Annotated in this window: 18 protein-coding genes and 1 pseudogene; 6 read left to right on the top strand and 13 right to left on the bottom strand. The window is 73.9% G+C overall.

All coding sequences use genetic code 11. From position 1 onward, the window contains the following. Positions 1–137 precede the first annotated feature (137 nt). On the top strand, positions 138–1,109 hold the full coding sequence (gene egtD / locus Ae505Ps2_RS23075) for an L-histidine N(alpha)-methyltransferase (RefSeq protein WP_075334266.1): 972 nt from the start codon (positions 138–140) through the stop codon (positions 1,107–1,109). Here the strand turns inward: egtD and Ae505Ps2_RS23070 are convergent. Next, positions 1,096–1,908 carry a helix-turn-helix transcriptional regulator gene (locus Ae505Ps2_RS23070; RefSeq protein ID WP_075306163.1) on the bottom strand — a complete coding sequence of 271 codons (813 nt, stop codon included), beginning with the start codon at positions 1,906–1,908 and terminating at the stop codon, positions 1,096–1,098. The genes egtD and Ae505Ps2_RS23070 overlap by 14 nt on opposite strands. A gap of 55 nt (positions 1,909–1,963) precedes the next feature. Here Ae505Ps2_RS23070 and Ae505Ps2_RS34055 point away from each other — a divergent pair, with 55 nt between their 5' ends. Together Ae505Ps2_RS34055 and Ae505Ps2_RS23060 are read left to right on the top strand one after the other, a co-directional pair. Further along, positions 1,964–2,536 (top strand): class I SAM-dependent methyltransferase, encoded by a 573-nt coding sequence (locus Ae505Ps2_RS34055; protein WP_075306165.1) that lies wholly within the window; start codon positions 1,964–1,966, stop codon positions 2,534–2,536. 10 nt (positions 2,537–2,546) lie between these two features. Continuing rightward, positions 2,547–3,002 (top strand): cupin domain-containing protein, encoded by a 456-nt coding sequence (locus Ae505Ps2_RS23060; protein ID WP_075553979.1) that lies wholly within the window; start codon positions 2,547–2,549, stop codon positions 3,000–3,002. On the opposite strand, the gene Ae505Ps2_RS23055 is transcribed toward Ae505Ps2_RS23060, so the two are convergent. The 3 genes from Ae505Ps2_RS23055 to Ae505Ps2_RS23045 form a co-directional block, all read right to left on the bottom strand. After that, a complete protein-coding gene (locus Ae505Ps2_RS23055; RefSeq protein WP_139318708.1) occupies positions 2,944–3,477 on the bottom strand; it encodes a hypothetical protein in 534 nt (177 codons plus the stop codon). The genes Ae505Ps2_RS23060 and Ae505Ps2_RS23055 overlap by 59 nt on opposite strands. A gap of 120 nt (positions 3,478–3,597) precedes the next feature. Next, positions 3,598–4,893 carry an NtaA/DmoA family FMN-dependent monooxygenase gene (locus Ae505Ps2_RS23050; RefSeq protein WP_249265329.1) on the bottom strand — a complete coding sequence of 432 codons (1,296 nt, stop codon included), beginning with the start codon at positions 4,891–4,893 and terminating at the stop codon, positions 3,598–3,600. A 562-nt stretch (positions 4,894–5,455) separates the two neighbouring features. Beyond that, positions 5,456–6,394, bottom strand: coding sequence for an alpha/beta hydrolase (locus tag Ae505Ps2_RS23045; protein ID WP_075306171.1), 939 nt, complete (start codon positions 6,392–6,394; stop codon positions 5,456–5,458). Positions 6,395–6,786: 392 nt separating this feature from the next. Between Ae505Ps2_RS23045 and Ae505Ps2_RS23040 the strand changes: the two genes are divergently transcribed. Together Ae505Ps2_RS23040 and Ae505Ps2_RS23035 are read left to right on the top strand one after the other, a co-directional pair. After that, a complete protein-coding gene (locus Ae505Ps2_RS23040) occupies positions 6,787–8,058 on the top strand; it encodes a reverse transcriptase family protein (RefSeq protein WP_083695958.1) in 1,272 nt (423 codons plus the stop codon). Between the two features lie 188 nt (positions 8,059–8,246). Next, on the top strand, positions 8,247–9,446 hold the full coding sequence (locus tag Ae505Ps2_RS23035; RefSeq protein WP_075306173.1) for an MFS transporter: 1,200 nt from the start codon (positions 8,247–8,249) through the stop codon (positions 9,444–9,446). On the opposite strand, the gene Ae505Ps2_RS23030 is transcribed toward Ae505Ps2_RS23035, so the two are convergent. From Ae505Ps2_RS23030 to Ae505Ps2_RS22995, 8 genes and pseudogenes are all read right to left on the bottom strand, one after another. Then, entirely contained in the window at positions 9,355–10,041 is a 687-nt protein-coding gene (locus Ae505Ps2_RS23030; protein ID WP_075306175.1) for a CoA pyrophosphatase, read from the bottom strand. The genes Ae505Ps2_RS23035 and Ae505Ps2_RS23030 overlap by 92 nt on opposite strands. After that, positions 10,034–10,421: pseudogene (locus tag Ae505Ps2_RS33660) on the bottom strand (VOC family protein). Before Ae505Ps2_RS33660 ends, Ae505Ps2_RS23030 begins: the two are co-directional and overlap by 8 nt. Positions 10,422–10,548: 127 nt before the next feature. After that, positions 10,549–11,859 carry a sugar ABC transporter substrate-binding protein gene (locus tag Ae505Ps2_RS23020; RefSeq protein ID WP_075306179.1) on the bottom strand — a complete coding sequence of 437 codons (1,311 nt, stop codon included), beginning with the start codon at positions 11,857–11,859 and terminating at the stop codon, positions 10,549–10,551. Then, a complete protein-coding gene (locus Ae505Ps2_RS23015) occupies positions 11,856–12,683 on the bottom strand; it encodes a carbohydrate ABC transporter permease (RefSeq protein ID WP_020623777.1) in 828 nt (275 codons plus the stop codon). The genes Ae505Ps2_RS23020 and Ae505Ps2_RS23015 overlap by 4 nt, the downstream gene beginning before the upstream one ends. After that, positions 12,680–13,555 carry a sugar ABC transporter permease gene (locus Ae505Ps2_RS23010; protein WP_075306181.1) on the bottom strand — a complete coding sequence of 292 codons (876 nt, stop codon included), beginning with the start codon at positions 13,553–13,555 and terminating at the stop codon, positions 12,680–12,682. The genes Ae505Ps2_RS23015 and Ae505Ps2_RS23010 overlap by 4 nt, the downstream gene beginning before the upstream one ends. Next, complete coding sequence (locus Ae505Ps2_RS23005) at positions 13,552–14,946, bottom strand: glutamate decarboxylase (RefSeq protein WP_020623779.1); 1,395 nt, start codon at positions 14,944–14,946, stop codon at positions 13,552–13,554. The genes Ae505Ps2_RS23010 and Ae505Ps2_RS23005 overlap by 4 nt, the downstream gene beginning before the upstream one ends. 64 nt (positions 14,947–15,010) lie before the next feature. After that, on the bottom strand, positions 15,011–16,396 hold the full coding sequence (locus tag Ae505Ps2_RS23000) for an acyl-CoA synthetase (RefSeq protein WP_212567662.1): 1,386 nt from the start codon (positions 16,394–16,396) through the stop codon (positions 15,011–15,013). 13 nt (positions 16,397–16,409) lie between these two features. Beyond that, positions 16,410–17,696, bottom strand: a complete 1,287-nt coding sequence (locus tag Ae505Ps2_RS22995) for an SLC13 family permease (protein WP_075306186.1) — start codon at positions 17,694–17,696, stop codon at positions 16,410–16,412. Between the two features lie 118 nt (positions 17,697–17,814). Here Ae505Ps2_RS22995 and Ae505Ps2_RS22990 point away from each other — a divergent pair, with 118 nt between their 5' ends. Then, the gene (locus tag Ae505Ps2_RS22990; protein WP_075306188.1) at positions 17,815–18,564 is read left to right on the top strand and encodes an IclR family transcriptional regulator; all 750 of its coding nucleotides are present in this window, start codon (positions 17,815–17,817) and stop codon (positions 18,562–18,564) included. Between the two features lie 122 nt (positions 18,565–18,686). Here Ae505Ps2_RS22990 and Ae505Ps2_RS22985 read toward each other — a convergent pair whose 3' ends face one another. After that, positions 18,687–21,494, bottom strand: coding sequence for an aconitate hydratase (locus Ae505Ps2_RS22985; protein ID WP_075333469.1), 2,808 nt, complete (start codon positions 21,492–21,494; stop codon positions 18,687–18,689). Between the last annotated feature and the right edge of the window lie 189 nt (positions 21,495–21,683).

The following is a 21,683-nucleotide window of genomic DNA, read 5'->3' as shown; positions in this document are numbered from 1 at the left end:
GTCATGCACTGGTCGACCTGGCGCCGTGAACGCCAACAACAGGCCCGCGACTGCCACTACCGCCGACGCGGCGAACGACCCCCGAGCTGATCAACTGCCGTTGCAGTACTAGGAGCTCCGTGAGCACTCCCGGCGCCATTCAGCTGGACGTCCACCTCACCGAATCCGATGCCGACACCGCGCTGCGGTCCGACGTGACGCGCGGGCTCGCCGCGTCGCCGAAGGAACTGCCGCCGAAGTGGTTCTACGACGCCCGGGGATCCGAGCTGTTCGAGCGGATCACCGAGCTGCCCGAGTACTACCCCTTCCGCACCGAGCGGGCCCTGCTCGCCGACTCCGTGGACGACATCGCCCGCTCCTCGGGCGCCGACACCGTCGTCGAGCTGGGGTCGGGGTCCTCGACCAAGACCCGGCTGCTGCTCGACGCGTTCGCCCGTGCCGGGACGCTGCGCCGCTACGTCCCGCAGGACGTCAGCGAGTCCGCCCTGCGCGGCGCCATCGACGAGCTCCACCGGGACTACCCAGAGCTGGAGTTGCACGGCGTGGTCGGCGACTTCACCCGTGACCTGGACCGGCTGCCCGGTGCCGAGCCGGGCGGGAAGCGGATGATCGCCTTCCTCGGCGGCACCATCGGCAACCTCATGCCCGGCCCGCGCCACGACTTCCTGCGACACGTCCGCTCGGTGCTGCGGCCCGGTGAGCAGCTGCTGCTCGGCACCGGCCTGGCCACCGACCCGGCCGTGATGGTCCCCGCCTACGACGACGCGGCCGGGGTCACCGCGGAGTTCAACCGCAACGTGCTGCGCGTGCTCAACCGCGAGCTCGGCGCGACCTTCGACGTCGACGCGTTCGACCACGTCGCGGTGTGGGACGCGGAGAACTCGTGGATCGAGATGCGGTTGCGCGCCACCCGCGACATGCGGGTCCGGATCGCCGACCTCGACCTCGACGTCGCGTTCGTCGCGGGGGAGGAGCTCGCCACCGAGATCTCGGCGAAGTTCACCCCGGCGACGGTCGACGCGTTCGCCGCCGCGGCCGGGTTCGCGACGACGCGCCGCTGGGTCGACCCCGACGCGCGGTTCGCGCTGACCCTGTTCACCGCCGCCTGAGCCCGGGCGGTGCTGCGCCGGCCGGGCGCAGCACCGCCGACGGCGTGGTCCCGGTCTCCCGGCGGAACGCCGCGACGAACGCCGAGGGCGTCGCGTAGCCGACGTGCCGGGCAACCACGCCGACCGGGCGGCCCGCGGCCAGCTGCTCCAGTGCGACGCGCATCCGCAGCAGCGTCCGCCACCGGCCGGGGCCCACCCCGGTCTCGGCGCGGAACAGCCGGGACAGGGTGCGTTCACCCGCTCCCACGGCCCGGCCCCACGCGGCGGTGTCGCGGTCGTCGGCGGGATCGTCGAGCAGGGCCAGGGCGACCCGGCGGGCTCGCGGGTCGGTGGGCAGGACGAGCCGGACCGCCGCGCCGGGGCCGCCGGCGTCGCGGGCCGGGCGGAGCCGGTCGAACAGCACCGCCTCGGCGCGGGACCGCTCGGGCGTCGCGGGCCCCGGCCCGGCCAGGTGTTCCAGCAGGGCCGCCACCAGCGGTTCGACCGCGAGCACGCACGGCGCGGGCCAGTCGATCGGGCAGCGGCCGGGCCACAGGTAGATCCCGCGCATCGCCGCCGTCTCGGTGGCGGCCGTGACGTGCGGGACCCCGGCCGGCAGCCACAGCGCCCGTCCGGGGCCGAGGACCCAGCTGGTGTCGGCGACGGTGACCCGCAGGACCCCGGCGGCCGCCCAGGCGAGCTGATGGGCCGGGTGGGTGTGCTCGGCGAACGCGTGCCCGCGCTCGAGCGGGATGCGGGAGACCAGCACCGCGGCGCCCGGCACGTCGGGGACGTGCGCGGGCAGGCCGGAACGCGACACGATCCGGCAGCCTAGCGGCTCCCGGCCACCGCTACCCGCGCCTAGCGTCGCGGCCATGGCGATGAACGTGCTGCACCGGCGGATCTGCCGCTCCGACTCCTGGTCCGACCGGATGCACGGGACGACGCTGCCCTGGGCCACCCGCGACGTCGACCTCACCGGTGAGGTCCTGGAGATCGGCCCCGGCTACGGCGTCACCACCCGCTGGCTCGCGCCGCGATCCGGGGCACTGACCGCGCTGGAGGTCGACCCCGTGCTGGCGGCCGACCTGCGTGACGACCTCGGGGACGAGCTCGGGGTCGACGTCCGGCACGGCGACGGCGCCGCCCTGCCGTTCCCGGACGGGAGCTTCGACGCCGTCGTCTGCTTCACGATGCTCCACCACGTCCCGACACCGGGGGAGCAGGACCGGCTCTTCGCCGAGGCCGCACGGGTGCTGCGTCCCGGTGGGACGTTCGCCGGGATCGACTCCCGGATGTCGCTGCGGTTCCGGGCGGTCCACATCGGGGACACCCTGACCGCGGTCGACCCGGCGACACTGCCGCGGCGGCTCGGCGCGGCCGGGCTCGCACGGCCGGAGACCGAGCTGGGTGCGCGGTCGTTCCGGTTCCGGGCCGGCCGCGGCTAGGGTCGGGTGCATGAGCACCGACTGGCGCCACGACGGCGTCCGGGTCATCCCCGGCGACATGCTCGACGACAACACCCCGCAGACCCCCGGCATGCACCGCGCCGCCGCCGTCACCGGGGACCGGGTCGGCGCGCAGCGGTTGTGGGCGGGCACGGTGACCATCCACCCCGGCGCCCGCACCGCGGCGCACCACCACGGGGAGCTGGAGAGCGTCATCTACGTCGTGCGCGGCCGGGCCCGCATGAAGTGGGGCGAGCACCTGGAGTTCACCGCCGAGGCCGGGCCGGGCGGGTTCATCTTCGTGCCGCCGTGGGTGCCGCACCAGGAGATCAACGCCCTCGACGACGAGCCGCTGGAGTGCGTGCTGACCCGCTCCGGTCAGGAGCCGGTCGTGGTGAACCTCGACATCACCGGGGTCGAGCAGCCCGAGCACGTGCCGTGGATCGACCCGCTGCACCGGTCCTGAGCAGGCAGACGACCAGCGTCAGCGCCAGCAGGGTGCCCAGGACGAGGTCGACCACCGGCCACGCCCGCTCCGACGGGTCGAGCCCCAGGGTGTAGACGGCCAGCGGGTCCACCAGACGCCCGCGGTAGGCGAGCAGCGTCGCCGGACCCAGCGCGAGCAGCAGCCCGGCGACGCGGCCCGCGGTGGCCGTCGCCCCCGGGTGCCGGCGCGCCCACAGCGCCGAGACCGAGAGCAGCGCCAGACCCGCGAGGATCAGTGGCAGCCAGGCTCGCCACAGCCCGACCGGCAGTACTGGCACCGCTGTCCCGTGCCGGAAGACCAGACCCGGCACCTGCTGGGCGACCAGCAGCACGGCGGCGGCGCCGGCGACGACCGGGGTGGCCCGGGACGGCCGGCCGGGCGACTGTCCCGACGGCTGGCCGGACGGCTGCTCGGACGGCTGCTCGGACGGCTGGCCGGACGACACGGCACTCACGGCGGGTGACGATACGGGCCGTCGCCGCGCGTCGGGTGTGACCGTGCCCGAGGGGCTCCCGGAGGTTGTGCGTGCCCCGCGTCGCCGGGCACGCCCGGCGTACCCGGCACGCGTCCGGTCTCATCCCGTCGGAGCGATCCGCGGGAGTGCCCGTGGGCCGGGAAGGGGCAGACCGAGGTTCTCGCGCAGGGTCGTGCCGGTGTAGTCGTCGGCGACGATCCCGCGGCGGCGCAGCTCGTGGAGCAGGCCGTCCACGACGAACTCGTGCTGCCGGGGGTCGGCCAGCCCCTGCAGCGAGATGACGTCGAGGACGCCGGCCCGGAACCGCTCCTCGACGGCGTCGGCGAGCTGTTCGGGGGTGCCCGCCGCGGCCCAGTGCCCGGTGTCCTGTGCCGCGATCACCAGCTCGCGCAGGGTGTATCCCTCCCGGACGTAGCGGGCGAAGATGTCGCCCCGCCCGCGGCGACGGTGCACCGACCGGATGTCGGGCAGCAGGGACTCCGGGATCGGCACGTCGAGCGGCAGCTCGGCCAGCGCGGTGGGCTCGATCCCCCCGAGCATGTCGGCCACCTGCGCGCGGCCGCGGTCGAAGTCGATCGCCTCCCGCCGGTCGCGCACCGTCCGCAGGGCCTCCTCCTCGGTGGCGCCGTAGGTGGCGTGGAAGGAGCTGAAGATCAGGGGGAGCCCGCCGGGCCGCCCGAGCCTGCCGGCCTCGGCACGGATCGCGCGGGTGAAGTCCAGGGCGATGTCCAGGGTGGGCAGCGAGGTGAAGACCACCTCGGCGTAGCGCGCGCCGAGCGCCCGGCCCGCCTCGGACTGCCCGGCCTGCATCTGTACCGGGCGCCCCTGCGGCAGCGGGGGGATGTTGAGCGGGCCCGCCACGTCGAAGAACCGGCCGGCGTGGTCGATCGGGTGCACCCGCTCGGGGTGCAGCACCGCCCGCCCGTCCGGCCCCCGGGTGAGCGCGTCGGCGTCCCAGCTGTCCCACAGCGCGTTGACGACCTCGAGGGTCTCGGCGGCGCGGGCGTACCGGTCCTCGGGGTCGGGCAGCCCACCGGGTCCGAAATTCTCCTCGCCGAGCGACGACGTGACCAGGTTCCAGGCCGCCCGCCCGTTCGACACGTGGTCGAGCGTGCCGAACAGTCGGGCCAGGTTGTACGGGTGGTGGAACGTCGTGGAGACCGTCGCGATGAGCCCGATGCGCGAGGTCACCTGGCTCAGCGCGGACACGAACACGAGCGGCTCCTGCGACCCGATCGCGCCCTGGGCGCCGAAGCGGAGCAGGTCCGCGGTGAACAGGGCGTCGATCCGGGCGGCCTCGGCGAGCTCGGCGACCCGTACCGCGGTGTCCAGGGTGGACCGCTCGGGGTCCAGGGCGAGGTCGTAGGTCTCCGCGACGCCGCCCGCTCCGGTCACCGTGCGGAGCATGCGGGGTGGACGGGCGCTCACCGCGACCTCCGGATCCCGTGGGGCCGGATGCGGGAGGAGGCACCGGCGCCGGACGCCGGGGGGACGGCACCCGTCGGCGTGGGGGCGGGCCGCGTCGGCCGGTCGGTACCGGTGGTGGGCACCAGGGCACCGCGGGATGTGGCGGGCATGAGGATCCTTCGGTCGTGCGGTCGGGAGACGGGCTGTGGTCAGCCCCGACAGCACGCCCCCGAGGTCCGCACGAAGTCCACGTGGCGGCGCCGGACGGCGACGAACATGCGGTCCTCCCTCGTGCTGGGCGCTACCACCCGCACCCGCGGCCGGACGGTGCTGTCGTCTCGCCGACCCCACCTCTGCCGGTCGCCCCGTGCGAGCCTGCGGAGCCGACACAACCCGGGTGGTGCGCCGGTGTCAAGGCGGATCAGGCACTTGCGCCGGCCGCCTGCGGGGCGGGTCCCGAGGGCGAGGGCCGACCGATGACCGGGGGTCTCCGCCCCCGGAACCCGGAACCGGAACCCGGCAGCGGGGCCGCCGCCCGCTGCGGAGCGGGTCAGGGCCGGCTGCGGGCGACGAGCTCCTCGATCGCCCGGACGACCTGGTCGGGAGCCTCCTCCGGGATGAAGTGGCCGGCACCGACCACCCGGACGTCGAGGACGTCGACCGCGTCGCCGACGAGGGGTCGGACGGCCGCCGCCATGTCGGGGATCGAGCCCTGGTCGCTGGAGATCGCCGACACCGGCACATCGATCTTCCGGGCGGCCGCGAGCTCGCGGTTGCGACTCGCCGACTCCGGCACGGACCGGTAGTAGGCGAGGATCGCCCGCACCCCGTCCGCCGCGGCGAACAGGCGTGCGTACCGGTCGATCTCGGCATCGGAGAACACGTCGGGCGCCGCGGCCTTTTGGGTCAGGAACCAGGCCACGTACTCCCGCTCGTGCCCGCTGATGAGCGTCTCGGGGAGATCGGGCACGAGGTGGAAGGCGAAGTGCGCGAGCTTGTAGGCGCTCGCGGGGTCGAGGGCCACGCTGGTGGGCAGGCTGACGCCGGGGATCCCGGCGTCGAGCAGTGCCAGACCGAGCAGCTCGGGTCCGCCGGACGCGGCCGGGGTGTCGAGGGCGTAGGTGGTGGCGACCCATGCCCCGACGTCGTGGGCGACGAGCCAGTGCTCGCCGACCCCGAGGAGCTCGACGGCCCGCCGCACGAGGCGCGCCACGCTGAGGGTGTCGTAGCCGTCGGCGGGCCGGTCGGAGTGCCCCTGCCCGGGAAGGTCCAGGGCCACGACCCGGTGGGTCGCGGCGAGGGCGGGCATGACCCGGTGCCAGGCCCACCAGGTCTGCGGCACGCCGGCCAGGAGCACCACCGCGGGTGCCTCCGGGACGCCACCGTCGACGGCGTGCAGCGTCACCCCGTCGACGTCGACCATGTGGTGGGTGAAGCCGTCGAGGACGTCGAACGGCAGGTCGATCTCGCGGTGAGCGGATGCGGTCATCGTGCTCTCCTCCCTGGGGAGCCGAGCGTAGAACGGGTACCTATCGCCTCCACCGTGGGCGTGGTCGTTCTCCCCGGGCAGAGCCGGTGTCGGCCGCGCGTGAGCTGCCGCGGCGTGCCGCACCCGGTAGCGTCGTCGCCGATGCGGCGGCGGACGGACGAGCAGGCGGCCGCCCCGGTTCCGGCCGGGGCCCGCGACTCCGGGGCAACCCCGGGGTGCACCGGCACGATGCAGCACGGCGTCCCGCGCGCGGACGGCACGACAGCGCTGCCCGCGGCGCGCGGCGGACGGAGAACACCGGTCGACCCCCGCCGCCGCATCACCCAGCGTTGCGGCCCCGCCGTACCGTCCGATCCCGCGGTGCGGGACCGCTCGAGGGTGCGGGGCCGCTGATGGCACCGCACCCGGCGGCGGTCGCCGCGGCCGCCTGCGCCGGGCCGTGGGGCACGGACCCGCTGACCGAGCGGCTCGCCGGGCTCGGTGGCTGGTCGGGACCCGAGGAGCTGGCGGGCGTCGTGGGCGCGCTCGTCGCCCGGCGGCGCCGAGCCCCGCGCGATTCCTCGGCCGGTGTCGAGGCCGAGGTCGTCGCGCTGCTGGCGGGGCCGCGCCGACATCGCCGGGTCGAGCAGCCCGACCCGGTGTGGCGCCTGCCGGTGCCCCGCTGGGCGGATCTGTCCGCCCTGGCCACCGCCCTGCACCTCGACGACGGCGAGCTCGCCTGGTTCGCCGACCCCGGCGGCTGGCTGCGGCACGCCCCCGAGGGGCCGCTGACCCACTACCGGCGGCACTGGACACCGTCGCGCTCCGGGACACCCCGGCTGATCGAGGCACCCGCCCCGCGGCTCGCCGAGCTGCAGCGCCGGATCCGGCGGAGGGTGCTCGACCGGATCCCGGTGCACCCGGCCGCGCACGGCCACGTCCGGGGGCGGAGCCCGCACACCCTCGCCGCGGAGCACCGGGCCCGGCCGATGGTGCTGCGCCTGGACCTTGAGGGCTTCTACTCCCACGTGACCGGCGGCCGGGTCGCCGGACTGCTGCGGGTCGCGGGCTACCCGCCCGCCGTCGCCGCCACCATCGCCGGCCTGCTCGTGACCGCCACCCCGCCCGGGGTGCTGCGCGCCTGCCCGCACCGCGGCGATCCCGCCGCGCGACGACGGATGCTCGACCGCCTCGCCGCACCGCACCTGCCCCAGGGCGCGCCGTCGTCGCCGACGGTGGCCAACCTGCTCACCTACGGACTGGACCGGCGGCTGAGCGGCCTGGCGACCGCGGTCGGCGCCGCCTACGGCCGCTACGCCGACGACCTGGTGTTCTCCGGCGACGCCGCGCTGCCGGTGCACGGTCTGACGCGGCGGGTGGCGGCGATCGCCGCGGAGGAGGGCTTCCGCGTCCGCCCGGACAAGACCCGGATCATGCCCGCGCACCATCGGCAGCGCGTCGTGGGCCTGGTCGTCAACGGCGACGCCCCGGCCGCCTCGCGCCGCGACCACGACGAGTTGCGCGCGATCCTGCACAACGCCGCCCGCACCGGCCCCGACGCGCAGAACCGGGCCGGGCACCCGGTGTTCCGCGAGCACCTGCTGGGGCGGATCGCGTGGGTGGGTCACGGACGCCCGGCGCGGGCGGCGCGGCTGCGGGAGCTCTTCGACCGCATCAGCTGGTGAACCGCCGGGGACGGGGAAACGGCGGGCGCCGGGGGAGCGCGACGGCTACGGTGACGGCCGTGGGCAGTCCGGAGTCGAACACGCGGTAGCCACCGGTCCCACCGGTGGCGGCGACCTCCCCTGCCCGCACCCGGTGACGCGGCCGGACCGATGTCCGTTCCCGACCCCGTCACCCACGGAGTTCCACCGTGCTGCTCGTCGTCCTCGCCTGCGCCGTCACCGCGCTGGCCACCACGGAGTTCATGCTCGCCGGGCTCGTCCCGGACATCGCCGCCGACCTCGGCGTCACCCCGCTCGCCGCCGGGTCCCTGACCTCGGCGTTCGCCGTGGGGATGGTCCTCGGCGCCCCGCTCACAGCGCTGGCCGCACGCCGGCTGCCGCCGCGGCTCGCACTGTGCGGGTTCCTGGCCGCCTTCGTCGCCGCGCACGTCGCCGGGGCGCTGACCCCCGGCCTGGGGATCCTGCTGGTCACCCGGGTGCTCGCCGCGCTGTGCACCGCCGGGTTCCTCGCCGTCGCCCTGTCGGTCGCGGTCGCGGCGGCGCCGCCGGAGCGTACGGCCCGCGCGACCGCGACCCTGCTGTCCGGCACGACCGTCGCCCTCGTCGCCGGTGTCCCGGCCGGCGCACTGGTGGGACAGGCGTTCGGCTGGCGTGCGACGTTCTGGGTGGTCGCGGCGGTGGCCGCCGTCGCGCTGGCCGGGGTCGTCGCCGGCGTCCCCACCGGCGACGGCGGGCGGGCACCGGCGCCCGGCCTGCGCGCCGAGCTGACGGTCCTGCGCCGGGGCGCGGTCGTCGGGGCGCTGGCGCTCGGTGCCCTGGTGAACGGCTCGACGTTCGCCGCGTACACCTACCTGGCGCCGCTGCTGGCCGAGGCGGGCGGCCCACCGGCGGTGCCCGTCGGGCTGCTGCTGTTCGGGTCCGGCGCCGCCACAGGGGTGGGCATCGCGGGCAGGTTCGCCGACACCCGCGCCCGCCCGCTGCTGCTCGGCGCGGGTAGCGCGCTGCCGGTGGCCTGGACCGCGCTCGCGCTCGGTGCCACGCACCCGGTGGCGGTGCTCGCCCTGGTCGGGCTGCTGGGCGCGCTGGGTTTCGCGGTCGCGTCGACGCTCGTCGCCCGGGCGCTGACGGCCGCCCGCGAGGCACCGACCCTCGGCGGCGCCGTCGCCACCGCGTCGCTGAACGCCGGAGCGACCCTCGGCCCGCTGCTGGGTGGCGCGGCATTCGCGGCGGCCGGGCCGATCGGTCCGATATGGACGGCCGCGGCACTGGCCCTGCTGGCCGCGCCGCTGCTGGTGCTCACAACGACTCCCAGTCCAGCTCCGGGCCGGGCGGCCACGGCCGCTCCCACCCGCCCAGGCGCAGCACCGCGTCGAGCACCTCGGCGGTGAACCCCCACACCACGTCCTCGCCCACCCGGAAACCGGGGCCCCGCCAGGCCCCGCCCCCGGCCCGGAGCCGGAACCGGTGCGCCGGGTCGGCGAGCACCACCAACGGCACCTGCAGCACCGCCTCGGTCTCGGCCGGGTCGACCGCGTGCAGCCGGGTCGGCGTCCGCCAGTGCCCCAGTACCGCGGTCACGTGGAACCCGGTCAGCAGGATCAGCCGCGGCAGCGTCGCGACGACGTCCACACCGGACGGCTCCAGCCCGGTCTCCTCGGTCGCCTCCCGCAGCGCGGTGGCCGCGGGATCGGTGTCGCCCGGGTCCGCACGGCCCCCGGGGAAGGAGATCTCGCCGGAGTGGTGGCGCAGCCGTCGGGCCCGCCGCTGGAGCACGACCTCCGGGCCGTCGGGGCCCTGCCCGAGCAGCACCAGCACGGCCGACTGCCGGGGTCCGACGTGGTCGGCGGGCAGGTCGTTCCTGCTGATGTCCCGCGGCCCGGCGTGCTCCAGCCCGCGCAGCAACGGCACCATCCAGTCCGGGGCACGGCCGGGATCGGGCCGGGCGGCGTCGAGCCAGCGCCGGGCCGCGGCGACGTCACACATACGGTTGGGTGATCATCTCGAGGAAGTGACCGGCCGGGTCGAGGAAGTACACCCCGCGCCCGCCGTGCCCGTGGTTGATCTCGCCGGGGCGGGTGCGCTGCGGGTCGGCCCAGTGCTCGGCGCCCGCCTCGACGAGCCGGGCGTACGCGCGGTCGAACAGCGCGTCGTCGACGAGGAACGCGTAGTGCTGGGGCTGGATCTGCGGGTAGACGTCGGTGGGCAGGTCGGCGAACTGGACGAGGACGCCGCCGTCGAGGGCGACGTTGGTGAACGGCCCCCCAGGACGGCGCCTGCGCCGCCTCCAGGACGTGCCGGTAGAACTCGGCGGAGGCCACCCGGTCCCGGGCGGCGACGATCATGTGGTTGAACGTGCAGGTCATACGGGTCTCCCGACGACAGTGGGGACCACGCGAACGACCTGGGTGAAGGAGCTGCGCCCGCGGGCCCGTGCGGGACTGGCGAGAACTCCTTCCGGCTGGGCCCATCGGGGGCGCACCGGACACGCTATCAGCGCAGCGCGGCGTTGCCGATGTCCTGCGCCCGCCGCAGCCCCGCGGCGACGGGCAGCCGCCCGGCGAACAGGTCGTCGAGCGTGGGCTCCATCGCCGTCGTCGCCGCGCCCACCTTCGGCCCCGACGGTGCCGGGGTCGTCGGGCCGTCCGCGACGAACTCCCGGGTGTCGACGCCGCGGCGCGCCCAGTAGTCGAACCAGCCCCGCTGGGCCGCGGTCACCGCGGGCAGCCCGGCGCCGCTGTCGCCGACCGGGGCGGCACCCTCCGGCGATCCCAGCCAGCGCAGCACCCGCAGGATCTCCGGACGCCGCGGGCTGTCGGCGTTGCCGGCGGCCACGATGCTCGACACCACGCTGACCCGGCCGCGCGGGCCCTCGACCATCGGCGCGATCCCCCAGTCGAAGGTCGCGCCCTCGGCGATGTTGGCGAGGTTGTAGGTGCCGCTCTGGAACAGTGCGATCCGGCCCCGCAAGAACTGGTCGCGGCTGAAGTCCGGGTTCTGGTTCGTGTCGGCCGCGGACGGCGCCACCCGCTCGGTGTTGATCATGTTCACCAGGTAGCCGAACGCCTGCTCACCCGCGGGCGTGGCGAAGTCGAAGGTCTCGTCGGGGGCCTGCAACCGGCCGCCCGCGGAGGCGAGGAAGTTCACGTAGATCGCCTGCAGGTCCCGGGCCGCGTTGAAGCCGTACCGGCGCACCGTGCGCGGGTCGAACCCGGGCTGGTCCGCGGTCCGTCCGGTGGCGTCGGCGGTCAGCCTCCGCGCGGCCGGGAGCAGGGTGTCGCGGGCCGGGTCGGTCGGATCCCACCGCAGCGTCGTCGGGTCGACCCCGGCCGCGCGGACCAGGTCCTTGTTGTAGAACAGCGCGATCCGGCCGTCGGTCACCACCGGGACACCCCACAGAGTGCCGCCGCGGGTGTACTGGTCCGCGGCGGCCGGCACCCAGCCGGCGCGCTGGTCGGCCAGCGCCGACCCGACGTCGATCAGCCTTCCGGCGTCGGCGAGCGCCCCGAAGTTGGACGAGTTGACCCAGTAGATGTCGGTCGCGGTACCCGAGGCCACGTCGAGGGGCAGCGAGGTGAAGTAGTCCTTGAACGGGACCTGCACCAGCTCGACCCGGATGTCGGGGTTGGCCGCGGTGAACGCGTCGAACGAGCGCCGGTAGGCCGCCGCGACCTGGGTGTCCCACAACCGCAGCGTCACCGTGGTGACGCCGTCGGCATCGTCGTCGAACTGCGACGCGGGGGAGCAGGCCGTCAGCACCAGCGCCGCGACCAGCACCAGCGCGGCGCCCAGGCGGCGCCTCACCGGAACCCCGTGATCGTGATCGAGCGGACGACGCTGCGCTGGAACACCAGGAACAGCGCGATCAGCGGGACGATCGCGACCGTCGTCGCCGCCATCACGATCGGCCAGTTCCCGTTGTACTGGGTCTGCAGCCCGGCGGTCGCCACCGTCATCACCTGCCAGGTCCGGCCGGAGGTGATGACCAGCGGCCACAGGAAGTTGTTCCAGTGCGTCACCACGGTGATCACCGCCAGCGTCGTGAGGATCGGCCGGCTCACCGGCACGACGACGTGCCGCAGGATCCCGACCGTCCCGGCACCGTCGAGCCGGGCGGCGTCGATCAGGTCCTGCGGGATGGTCCGGAAGTGCTCGCGCAGCAGGAAGATCGCGAACGGCGACCCGAGGACGTAGGGCAGCACCAGCGCCCAGAAGGTGTTCCGCAGCCCCACCTCGGTCATCATCAGGTACAGCGGGATCACCGTCACCGCCTGCGGCACCATCAGCGTCCCCAGGTACACCCAGAACAACGCGTCGCGACCCGGGAACTCCAGGCGGGCGAACGCGTACGCCGCGAGCACCGAGAACAGCAGCTGCCCCACCAGGACCACGACCACCACCTGCGCGGTCACCGCGATCGGGGTCACGAAGTCGTAGTCGCGGCCGAACAGGGTCACGATGTTCTCGACCGTCGGCGGGGCCGGCGGTGCCAGCACCGGCGTCGCCGCGAACTGCCGGGTCGTCTTCAGCGCGGTCATCACGCTCAGCACGAACGGCGCCAGCGTCACCACCGCGCCCACCAGCAGCGCGACCAGCACGGCCGCGTCGACGAGTCTGCCGCGCCTCACGTGTCGAGCTCGTAGGTCGTGCGACGGCTGAACCACCGCTGCTGGGCCACGGTCACCACCACCAGGATCACGAACAACACCACCGCCATCACCGCGGCCTGCCCGACCGCGCGGTTCTCGAACGCCTCGTAGTAGATCCGCCCCGCGACGACGTCGGTGACACCCTGCGGGCCGCCGTTCGGCGTGAGCGCGTACACCGAGTCGAACACCTGGAAGCTGGAGATCACGCCGGTGACCAGCACGAAGAACAGCGTCGGCCGCAGCAGCGGCAGCCGGATCCGCCACAGCAGCTGCCACGCCGATGCCCCGTCGAGCCGGGCCGCCTCGACGATCGTGTCCGGGATGGCGCGCAGCCCGGCCAGGAAGAACAGGGCGACGTAGCCGACCTGGGTCCAGGCGGTCACCGCCGCGACCGACGGCAGCGCCAGCGCAGGGTCGGCCAGCCACTCGACGCGGATCCCCAGCAGCGCGTTGAGCGCGCCGTCGGTGGGGGACAGGATCCACCGCCACACCACGCCCAGCGCCAGCGGCGCGCAGATCCACGGCAGCACGAAGATCACCCGGAACACCGTGGTCCCCGGCAGACCGCGGTCCAGCAGCAGCGCCGCCGCCAGACCGAGGGCGGTCTGCACCGGGATGACGATGAGCACGAAGAACGCCGTCACCAGCAGGGACCGGGTGAACCGGCCGTCGGTGGCGACGGCGACGACGTTGTCCAGCCCGACGAACGTCCGCGGCCCGACCAGGTCCCACCGGAACAGCGCCAGCCCCACCACGATCAGCACCGGGACCAGCAGGAACAGCACCACACCCAGCAGGCTGGGCGCCAGCAGCAGGTACGCGGTGCGGGTGTCCCGCCGGGACCGGCTCACGTCCCGTGGGCGAAGCCCGCGGCCTCGCTCCCGCGGACGGGACCGGCCTGGCGGCGCAGCCGCTCCAGCAGCCGCGCCAGGTCGTCGAGCAGCAGCGCGGCCAGGTCGTGGCTGAACCCGTTGCGCACCACGATCCGCAGCGCCGCCAGGTCCTCCCGGTTCTGCGGGAACGTGTACGCCGGGACCAGCCATCCCGTCTCGCGCAGACCCGCCGACACGTCGAACACCGAGAACGGTTCGCCGTCGGCGACGGTGAACGCGAACACGGGCAGCTGCGAGCCGTCGGTGAGCAGCCGGAACGCGCCCGTGTCGGCGATCCGCCCGGCCAGCCCGGTGGCGATCTCCCGGCAGGTGCTCTGGACCCGCGCGTAGCCCTCGCGGCCGAGCCGCAGGAAGTTGTAGTACTGGGCGATGACCTGCCCGCCGGGGCGGGAGAAGTTCAGGGCGAACGTCGGCATGTCCCCGCCCAGGTAGTTCACCCGGAACACCAGGTCCTCGGGCAGCGCGTCGGTGTCGCGCCACACCGCCCACCCGACGCCCGGATGCACCAGGCCGTACTTGTGGCCGGAGGTGTTGATCGACGCCACCCGGGGCAGCCGGAAGTCCCACTCCAGGTCGGGGTCGCAGAACGGCGCGATCATCGCTCCCGACGCGCCGTCGACGTGCACCGGGACGTCCAGCCCGGTGCGGGACTGCAGGTCGTCGAGCGCGGCGCAGATCTCGGCGACGGGCTCGTAGCTGCCGTCGAAGGTGGACCCCAGGATCGCGACGACGCCGATGGTGTTCTCGTCGCACAGCGCGACGGCCTCGTCGGCCCCCAGGTGCAGCCGGTCGCCCTCCATCGGGACCAGCCGCGGCTCCACGTCCCAGTAGTTCGCGAACTTGTCCCAGCAGATCTGGACGTTCACGCCCATCACGATGTTCGGCCGGTCCGTCGGGAGGCCTGCCGCCCTGCGCCGGTGCTGCCAGCGCCGCTTGAGCGCCAGCCCCCCGAGCATGCACGCCTCCGACGAGCCCGTCGTCGAGCAGCCGACGGCCCGTCCCGGGTCGGGGGCGTGCCACAGGTCGGCGAGCATCCGCACGCACCGCTGCTCCAGGTCCGCGGTCCGCGGGTACTCGTCCTTGTCGATCATGTTCTTGTCGAAGGACTCGGCCATCAGCCGCTCGGCCTGGGGCTCCGCCCACGTCGTGACGAACGTGGCCAGGTTCAGCCGGGCGTTCCCGTCGAGCATCAGCTCGTCGTGCACGACCTGGTAGGCGATCTCGGGGTGCAGGCCCGAGTCGGGCATCCGGAACCGGGGGATGTCCACCGGCTCGGCCGCGAAGACGGGGTTGACCGAGACCCCGCGGTCGTCGCCGCGGTCCTCCGAGGGTGAGTGCGCACCGGGCATGGTCAGCAACCTAGGCCCGGCCGGCCGGGAGCGCCCGCGGACGCGCCCGATCCGGGGACCCGGGTCAGGCGCCGAGCAGCTTCTTCTGGACCTTGCCCATCGCGTTGCGGGGCAGGGCGTCGACGAACACGACCTCGCGGGGACGCTTGTGCCAGGACAGCTGCCCGGCGACGTGGTCGATCAGCGCCTGCCCGTCACGCGAGTCGCCGACGACGTAGGCGACGATCTTCTGGCCGAGGTCGGGGTCGGGGGCGCCGACCACGGCCACCTCGGCGACGCCCGGGTAGTCGAGCAGCACGGCCTCGATCTCCCCGGAGCCGATCCGGTAGCCGCCCGACTTGATCAGGTCGGTGGACTCGCGGCCGACGATGCGGTGGAACCCGCCCGGGTCGCGGACGGCGAGGTCCCCGGTGCGGAACCAGCCCTCGCCGGCCCAGCACTCGTCGTTCGCGTCGGGGCGGTTCAGGTAGCCGTCGAACAGCATGGGGCCGCGGACCTCGAGCCGGCCGACGGTCTCGCCGTCGTCGGGGACGGTGGCGGGGGCGTCGTCGGAGGCGGGCAGCAGCCGGGTCTGGGCGCCAGGGACGGGGAGGCCGACCCATCCGGCGCGACGCTCCCCGGAGGCGTGCGCGGACAGGGTGATCATGGTCTCGGTCATGCCGTAGCGCTCGACCGGCGCCTGCCCGGTCAGGCCGGCGATCCGGTCGAACAGCGAGGCGGGCAGCGGGGCGCTGCCCGAGACGAGGAGCCGGGCCCGGCCCAGGGCACGGGCGGCGTCGGGCTCGTCGACGATCCGGTTCCAGACCGTGGGGACGCCGAAGTACATCGAGGCGTCGACCGCGGCGTAGCGGGCGGGCTGCGGCTTGACCGTGTGCACCACCCGCGACCCGAGGCGCAGCGAACCGAGCACCCCGAGGATGAGGCCGTGCACGTGGAACAGGGGCAGACCGTGGGCGACGGTGTCCTCGGGGGTCCAGTCCCACACCTCGAACAGGGCGTCCAGCCCGGCGGCGATCGCGGCCCCGGACAGCTGCGCGCCCTTGGGGCGGCCGGTGGTGCCGGAGGTGTAGAGCAGCATCGCGGTGGCGGCCGGGTCGACCGCGCGCGGGGTGAGCGGTCGTGCGCCGGGGACGACGACCGGCAGGTCGACGCCGTCGGGCCGCGGTCCCGCCCAGGCGGTGGCGCCGGAGTCGGTCAGGATGTGCCCACGCTCGGCCGGCCCCGAGTCCGGGGGGACCGGCACGACCGGCACCCCGGCCATGATCGCGCCGGTGATCGCGACGACGGTGTCGATCGAGGCGGTGGCGTGCACCGCGACCGGGCCGTCGTCGGGGATCCCGGCGGCGACGCGTCCGCCCCGGTCGACGAGCTCGGAGCGGGAGAGCACGTCGTCGCCGACGGTGACGGCCCGCTCCAGGTCCCGCGGCTCGGTCAGGGAGGTGAGGAACACGAGGATCTCCTTCTCACGCGGCCATGGCCGGCAGTACGAGGGCGCCGACCAAGGCCAACGGGCCGATCACGACCATCGACAGGCCCCAGCGGGTCAGCAGTGCAGTCATGCGGGGGCGTTCCTGCTCGTCGACGGTGGTGGCGACCAGCGTCGCACCCACCGTCGAGAAGGGCGACACGTCCACGATGGACGAGCAGACCCCGAGCGCGCAGATCAGCGCCCAGCCCGGGAGCCCGCCCTGCTGCACGAGCGGGATCGCCAGCGGCACCAGCGCGGCGAGGATGCCGGTGGTCGAGGCGAACGCCGACACCAGCCCGCACACCGCGCAGATCACCAGCGCTGCGAGCAGCGGGACGGTGAGGCTCGCGGCGAGGTCGCCCAGCAGGTCGACCGAGCCGATCTCCTGGAGCACGCCCACGTAGGTGATGATGCCGCCGACCAGCAGCACGGTGGACCAGTCGATCTCCTTCAGGGCACCGCGACCGCTGTCCGGGTCGATCAGGGTCAGCACCGCGCCGAAGACGAAGGCGAGCACTCCGACGTCGGGCTCGGCGTCGAGCAGCGCCAGCACGACGATCGCCGCGACCAGGCCGAGCATCGCGACGACGGTGATCCGGTGCGTCGCGGTGAACGGCTCGCGCGCCGGCGGCTCGGTGTCTCCGGGCTCCTGGGGCCCGCCGCCAGCGGCGACCGGGACCCGGCTGCGGGCGGAGAACATCAGGTAGGACGCGGCCAGCAGCACCAGGTTCGCGACGATCGCGACCGCGAACAGGGTCAGCGGGGCGAGCGCGATGCCCGCCGCCGACGCCGTGCCCCAGGTGACGATCCCGAACAGCGACGTCGGTGCGAACCCGCCCGCCGACAGCCCGGTCCCGATGGCCAGCGCCATCAGCATCGGGTCGATCCCGCGCCGGTGGGCCACGGTCATCCCGATCGGTGCCATGACCAGACCGCCCAGGGGCGAGCCCATCGCCGACACCACGCCGGTGAGCACGAAGAACGTCAGCGGCAGCGCCCCGGTCCGGTCACCGACCACGACCAGGGCCCGGTCGACGAGCCGGCCGATGGTGCCGTTGGCCTTCGCGATCCCGAAGAAGAACGTCACCCCGACCAGCAGGACGAGGATGTCGACGGGGAAGCCCGCGACGACGTCGTCGAGCGGCAGGCCCGCGACGAGCACGCCCATGCCCGCGGCGGCCGCGAACATGACGATCCCGATGTGGGACCGGCGGACCTCGGCGATCACGAAGACCGCCGCGAACACCACCAGCGTGACGACCTGCACCGTCTGCACCGCCATGCCTACCCCCGTTGGTACGCGCTTGTCGTATCGGTCCATCAGGTGGCACAGTGGTTCGTAGAGTGGACCGTCTGGGGCGGACACTAGGTCGCCCGAACGGGGGAGGTCAACACCGCTCATGGCTCCGACCACCAGCGTCGTCTCCGCGGTCCGCGTCCTGGAGGCGGTGGGGGAGCGTCAGCCCGTCGGGCTGTCCGACCTCGCCCGCACCGTCGCGCTGCCGAAGTCCACCGTGCAGCGGATCCTGCACACCCTCGCCGAGGTCGGCTGGTGCGTCAGCGACGACACCGCCCGCTGGCGGCTCACCTACCGGGCGTTCGCGGTCGGCAACCAGGCCCGCGACGCCGGTGGCCTGCGCGCGGTGGCGCTCCCGGTCCTGCACGAGCTGCAGCTCACGACGGGGGAGACCGTGCACCTGGCGGCCCCGGACGGTCGCGAGCTGGTCCTGCTCGAACGGCTGGACACCGCGCACCGGCTGCGCGCGTTCCTGCCGCTGGGTCACCGCATCCCGCTGCACGCCTCGGCCACCGGGCAGGCCTACCTCGCCGCGTGCACCCCGGCGGAGGTCGAGGACTACCTCGCCGGTCCGCTGGAGGCGTCCACCCGGCGCACCGTCGTCGACCCCGACCGGCTGCGGGCCCGGATCGCGGAGGTCCGCGAGCGCGGATGGTCGGTCAACCCCGAGGGGCTCTCCGACGGCATCGCCGCGGTCGGCGCCCCCCTCCTCGGTCCCGACGGGCAACCGGTCGGGGCGCTGTCGGTGTCCGGTCCGACGGTGCGGATGACCGAGGACGTCTTCGACGACCACGGCCGCGCCGCCGCCGACGCCGCCCGGCGCATCTCCCACGACCTGGGGGCCCGTCCGTAGGCACGCGCCGGGAGTGCAGTCCCAGCCCGCAGCCCCGGCCCGCAGTCCCGTCCGGCAGCACCGACGGAGCCCGCCCCCTCGGCGAGGGGACGGGCTCCGTGTGGTGGTGGGTGCTGCGCGCGTCAGCTCTTCAGCATGCCTCGCAGGACGTACTGCAGGATGCCGCCGTTGCGGTAGTAGTCCGCCTCACCGGGGGTGTCGATGCGGACCTTCGCGTCGAACTCGACGGTCTCGCCGGACCCCTTGGTCGCGGTCACGTGCACCGACTTCGGGGTCTTCCCGTCGTTCAGCTCGGTGACGCCCGCGATGTCGAAGGTCTCGGTGCCGTCGAGCCCGAGGCTCTTCGCCGACTCGCCCTCGGGGAACTGCAGCGGGATCACGCCCATGCCGATCAGGTTCGAGCGGTGGATCCGCTCGAAGGACTCGACGATGACGGCGCGCACGCCCAGCAGCGCGGTGCCCTTGGCCGCCCAGTCACGCGACGAGCCGGAGCCGTACTCCTTGCCGCCGAGGATGACCAGCGGGGTGCCGGCCGCGGCGTAGTTCTGCGCGGCGTCGTAGATGAACGCCTGCGGTCCGCCGTCCTGGGTGAAGTCGCGGGTGTAGCCGCCCGAGACGTCGTCGAGCAGCTGGTTGCGCAGCCGGATGTTCGCGAACGTGCCGCGGATCATCACCTCGTGGTTGCCGCGCCGCGAGCCGAAGGAGTTGTAGTCCTTCTTCTCGACGCCGTGGGAGTCCAGGTACTCCGCGGCCGGGGTGCCCGGCTTGATCGCACCGGCCGGCGAGATGTGGTCGGTGGTGACCGAGTCGCCGAGCAGCGCGAGCACGCGGGCGCCGGAGATGTCGGTGACCGGGTCCGGCTCGCCCTTCATGCCCTCGAAGTACGGGGGCTTGCGGACGTAGGTGGACTTCTGGTCCCACTCGAAGACCTTGCCCTCGGGGGTGGGCAGCGCGCGCCAGCGGTCGTCGCCGCGGAACACGTCGGAGTAGCTCTTGGTGAACATCTCCGAGGTGATCGAGGAGTCCACGACGTCGTTGATGTCCTCGGTCGAGGGCCAGATGTCGCGGAGGAAGACGTCGTTGCCCTCGGAGTCCTGCCCCAGGGGCTGGGTCTCGAAGTCGAAGTCCATCGTCCCGGCCAGCGCGTAGGCGATGACCAGCGGCGGGGACGCCAGGTAGTTCATCTTGACGTCGGGGTTGATCCGGCCCTCGAAGTTCCGGTTGCCCGAGAGCACCGAGACGACGGTGAGGTCGTTGTCGTTGACCGCGGCCGAGATCTCCTCCGGCAGCGGGCCGGAGTTGCCGATGCAGGTGGTGCAGCCGTAGCCGACCAGGTTGTAGCCGAGCTTGTCGAGGTAGGGCCAGAGGCCGGCCTTCTCGTAGTAGTCGGTCACGACCTGGCTGCCCGGGGCCATCGAGGTCTTGACCCACGGCTTGGTGGTCAGGCCCTTCTCGACGGCGTTGCGCGCCAGCAGCGCGGCACCGAGCATGACGCTCGGGTTCGAGGTGTTGGTGCACGAGGTGATCGAGGCGATCACGACGGCGCCGTGGTCGAGCACGAACTCGCCACGCGTCTCGGACTTCACCGTGACCGGCTTGGACGGGCGGCCCTCGCAGCCGTCGGCCGCCGACATGATGATCGGCGCGGCGTCGTCGTCGGCGAAGGAGAGCGCGGGGGCGTCGCTGGCCGGGAAGGACTCGTTCGACGACTCGTCGACGCCGGCGAGCGGGCTCGGGGCCACGCCGTCGTCGGTGTAGTCGTGCACGGTCTTGCGGAACGCCGGCTTGGCGTCGGTCAGCTCGATGCGGTCCTGCGGGCGCTTCGGGCCGGCGATCGACGGGACGACCGTCGACAGGTCGAGCTCCAGGGTCTGGGAGTAGACCGGCTCGTGGTCCGGGTCGTGCCAGAGGCCCTGCTCCTTGGCGTAGGCCTCGACCAGCGCGATCTGCTCGGCGGACCGGCCGGTCAGCTTCAGGTAGCGGACGGTCTCCTCGTCGATCGGGAAGATCGCCGCGGTCGAGCCGAACTCCGGGCTCATGTTGCCGATGGTGGCGCGGTTGGCCAGCGGCACCGCGCCGACGCCGGCGCCGTAGAACTCGACGAACTTGCCGACGACGCCCTGGCGGCGCAGCATCTCGGTGATCGTCAGCACCACGTCGGTGGCGGTCACGCCGGTCGGGATCTCGCCGGTCAGCTTGAAGCCGAGCACCTGGGGGATGAGCATCGAGACCGGCTGGCCGAGCATCGCGGCCTCGGCCTCGATGCCGCCGACGCCCCAGCCCAGCACGCCCAGGCCGTTGACCATCGTGGTGTGGGAGTCGGTGCCGACCAGGGTGTCGGGGTAGGCCTGTCCGTTGCGCGGCATGACCACGCGCGCCAGGTTCTCGATGTTGACCTGGTGCACGATGCCGGTGCCGGGCGGGACGACCTTGAACTCGTCGAAGGCGCCCTGGCCCCACCGCAGGAACTGGTAGCGCTCCTTGTTGCGGCCGTACTCGAACTCGATGTTGCGCTCGAACGCGTCGGCGGTGCCGAAGAAGTCGATCATCACCGAGTGGTCGATGACCAGCTCGGCCGGTGCGAGCGGGTTGACCTTGGACGGGTCGCCGCCCATCTCGGTCACGGCCTCGCGCATGGTCGCCAGGTCGACGACGCAGGGCACGCCGGTGAAGTCCTGCATGATCACCCGGGCGGGGGTGAACTGGATCTCGGTGTCCGGGTCGGCCTGCGGGTCCCAGTTCGCCAGGGCGTTGATGTGGTCCGCCGTGACGTTCGCACCGTCCTCGGTGCGGAGCAGGTTCTCGAGCAGGACCTTCAGGCTGAACGGCAGGCGCTTCGAGCCCTCCACCGCGGAGAGCCGGAAGATCTCGTAACCGGTGCCCCCGACGTCGAGCTGTCCTCGGGCGCCGAAGCTGTCGGTGCTGGCCACTTGGTGGTCCTCCCGTGGTGGTGGGCGGTCGCTATGTCCGGTGCGGTGAGCCCGCCCCGCCTCGCGGGGGAGGAGGGGCTCACCTGCGTCGTGTCGGAGTCTCGCGCACCGCCGTGTCGGCAGCAGCGCGGACCCTCGTGAGGTAAACAGTACGCCTGTCCTATAAGCCTGGCGAGCCGGGTGTGGCCG

Source organism: Pseudonocardia sp. Ae505_Ps2, assembly GCF_001932425.1.
In the GTDB taxonomy this organism is placed as follows: domain Bacteria; phylum Actinomycetota; class Actinomycetes; order Mycobacteriales; family Pseudonocardiaceae; genus Pseudonocardia.
Note: the sequence above shows the minus strand (reverse complement) of the source record. Positions and strands in the feature narration are given on the sequence as shown.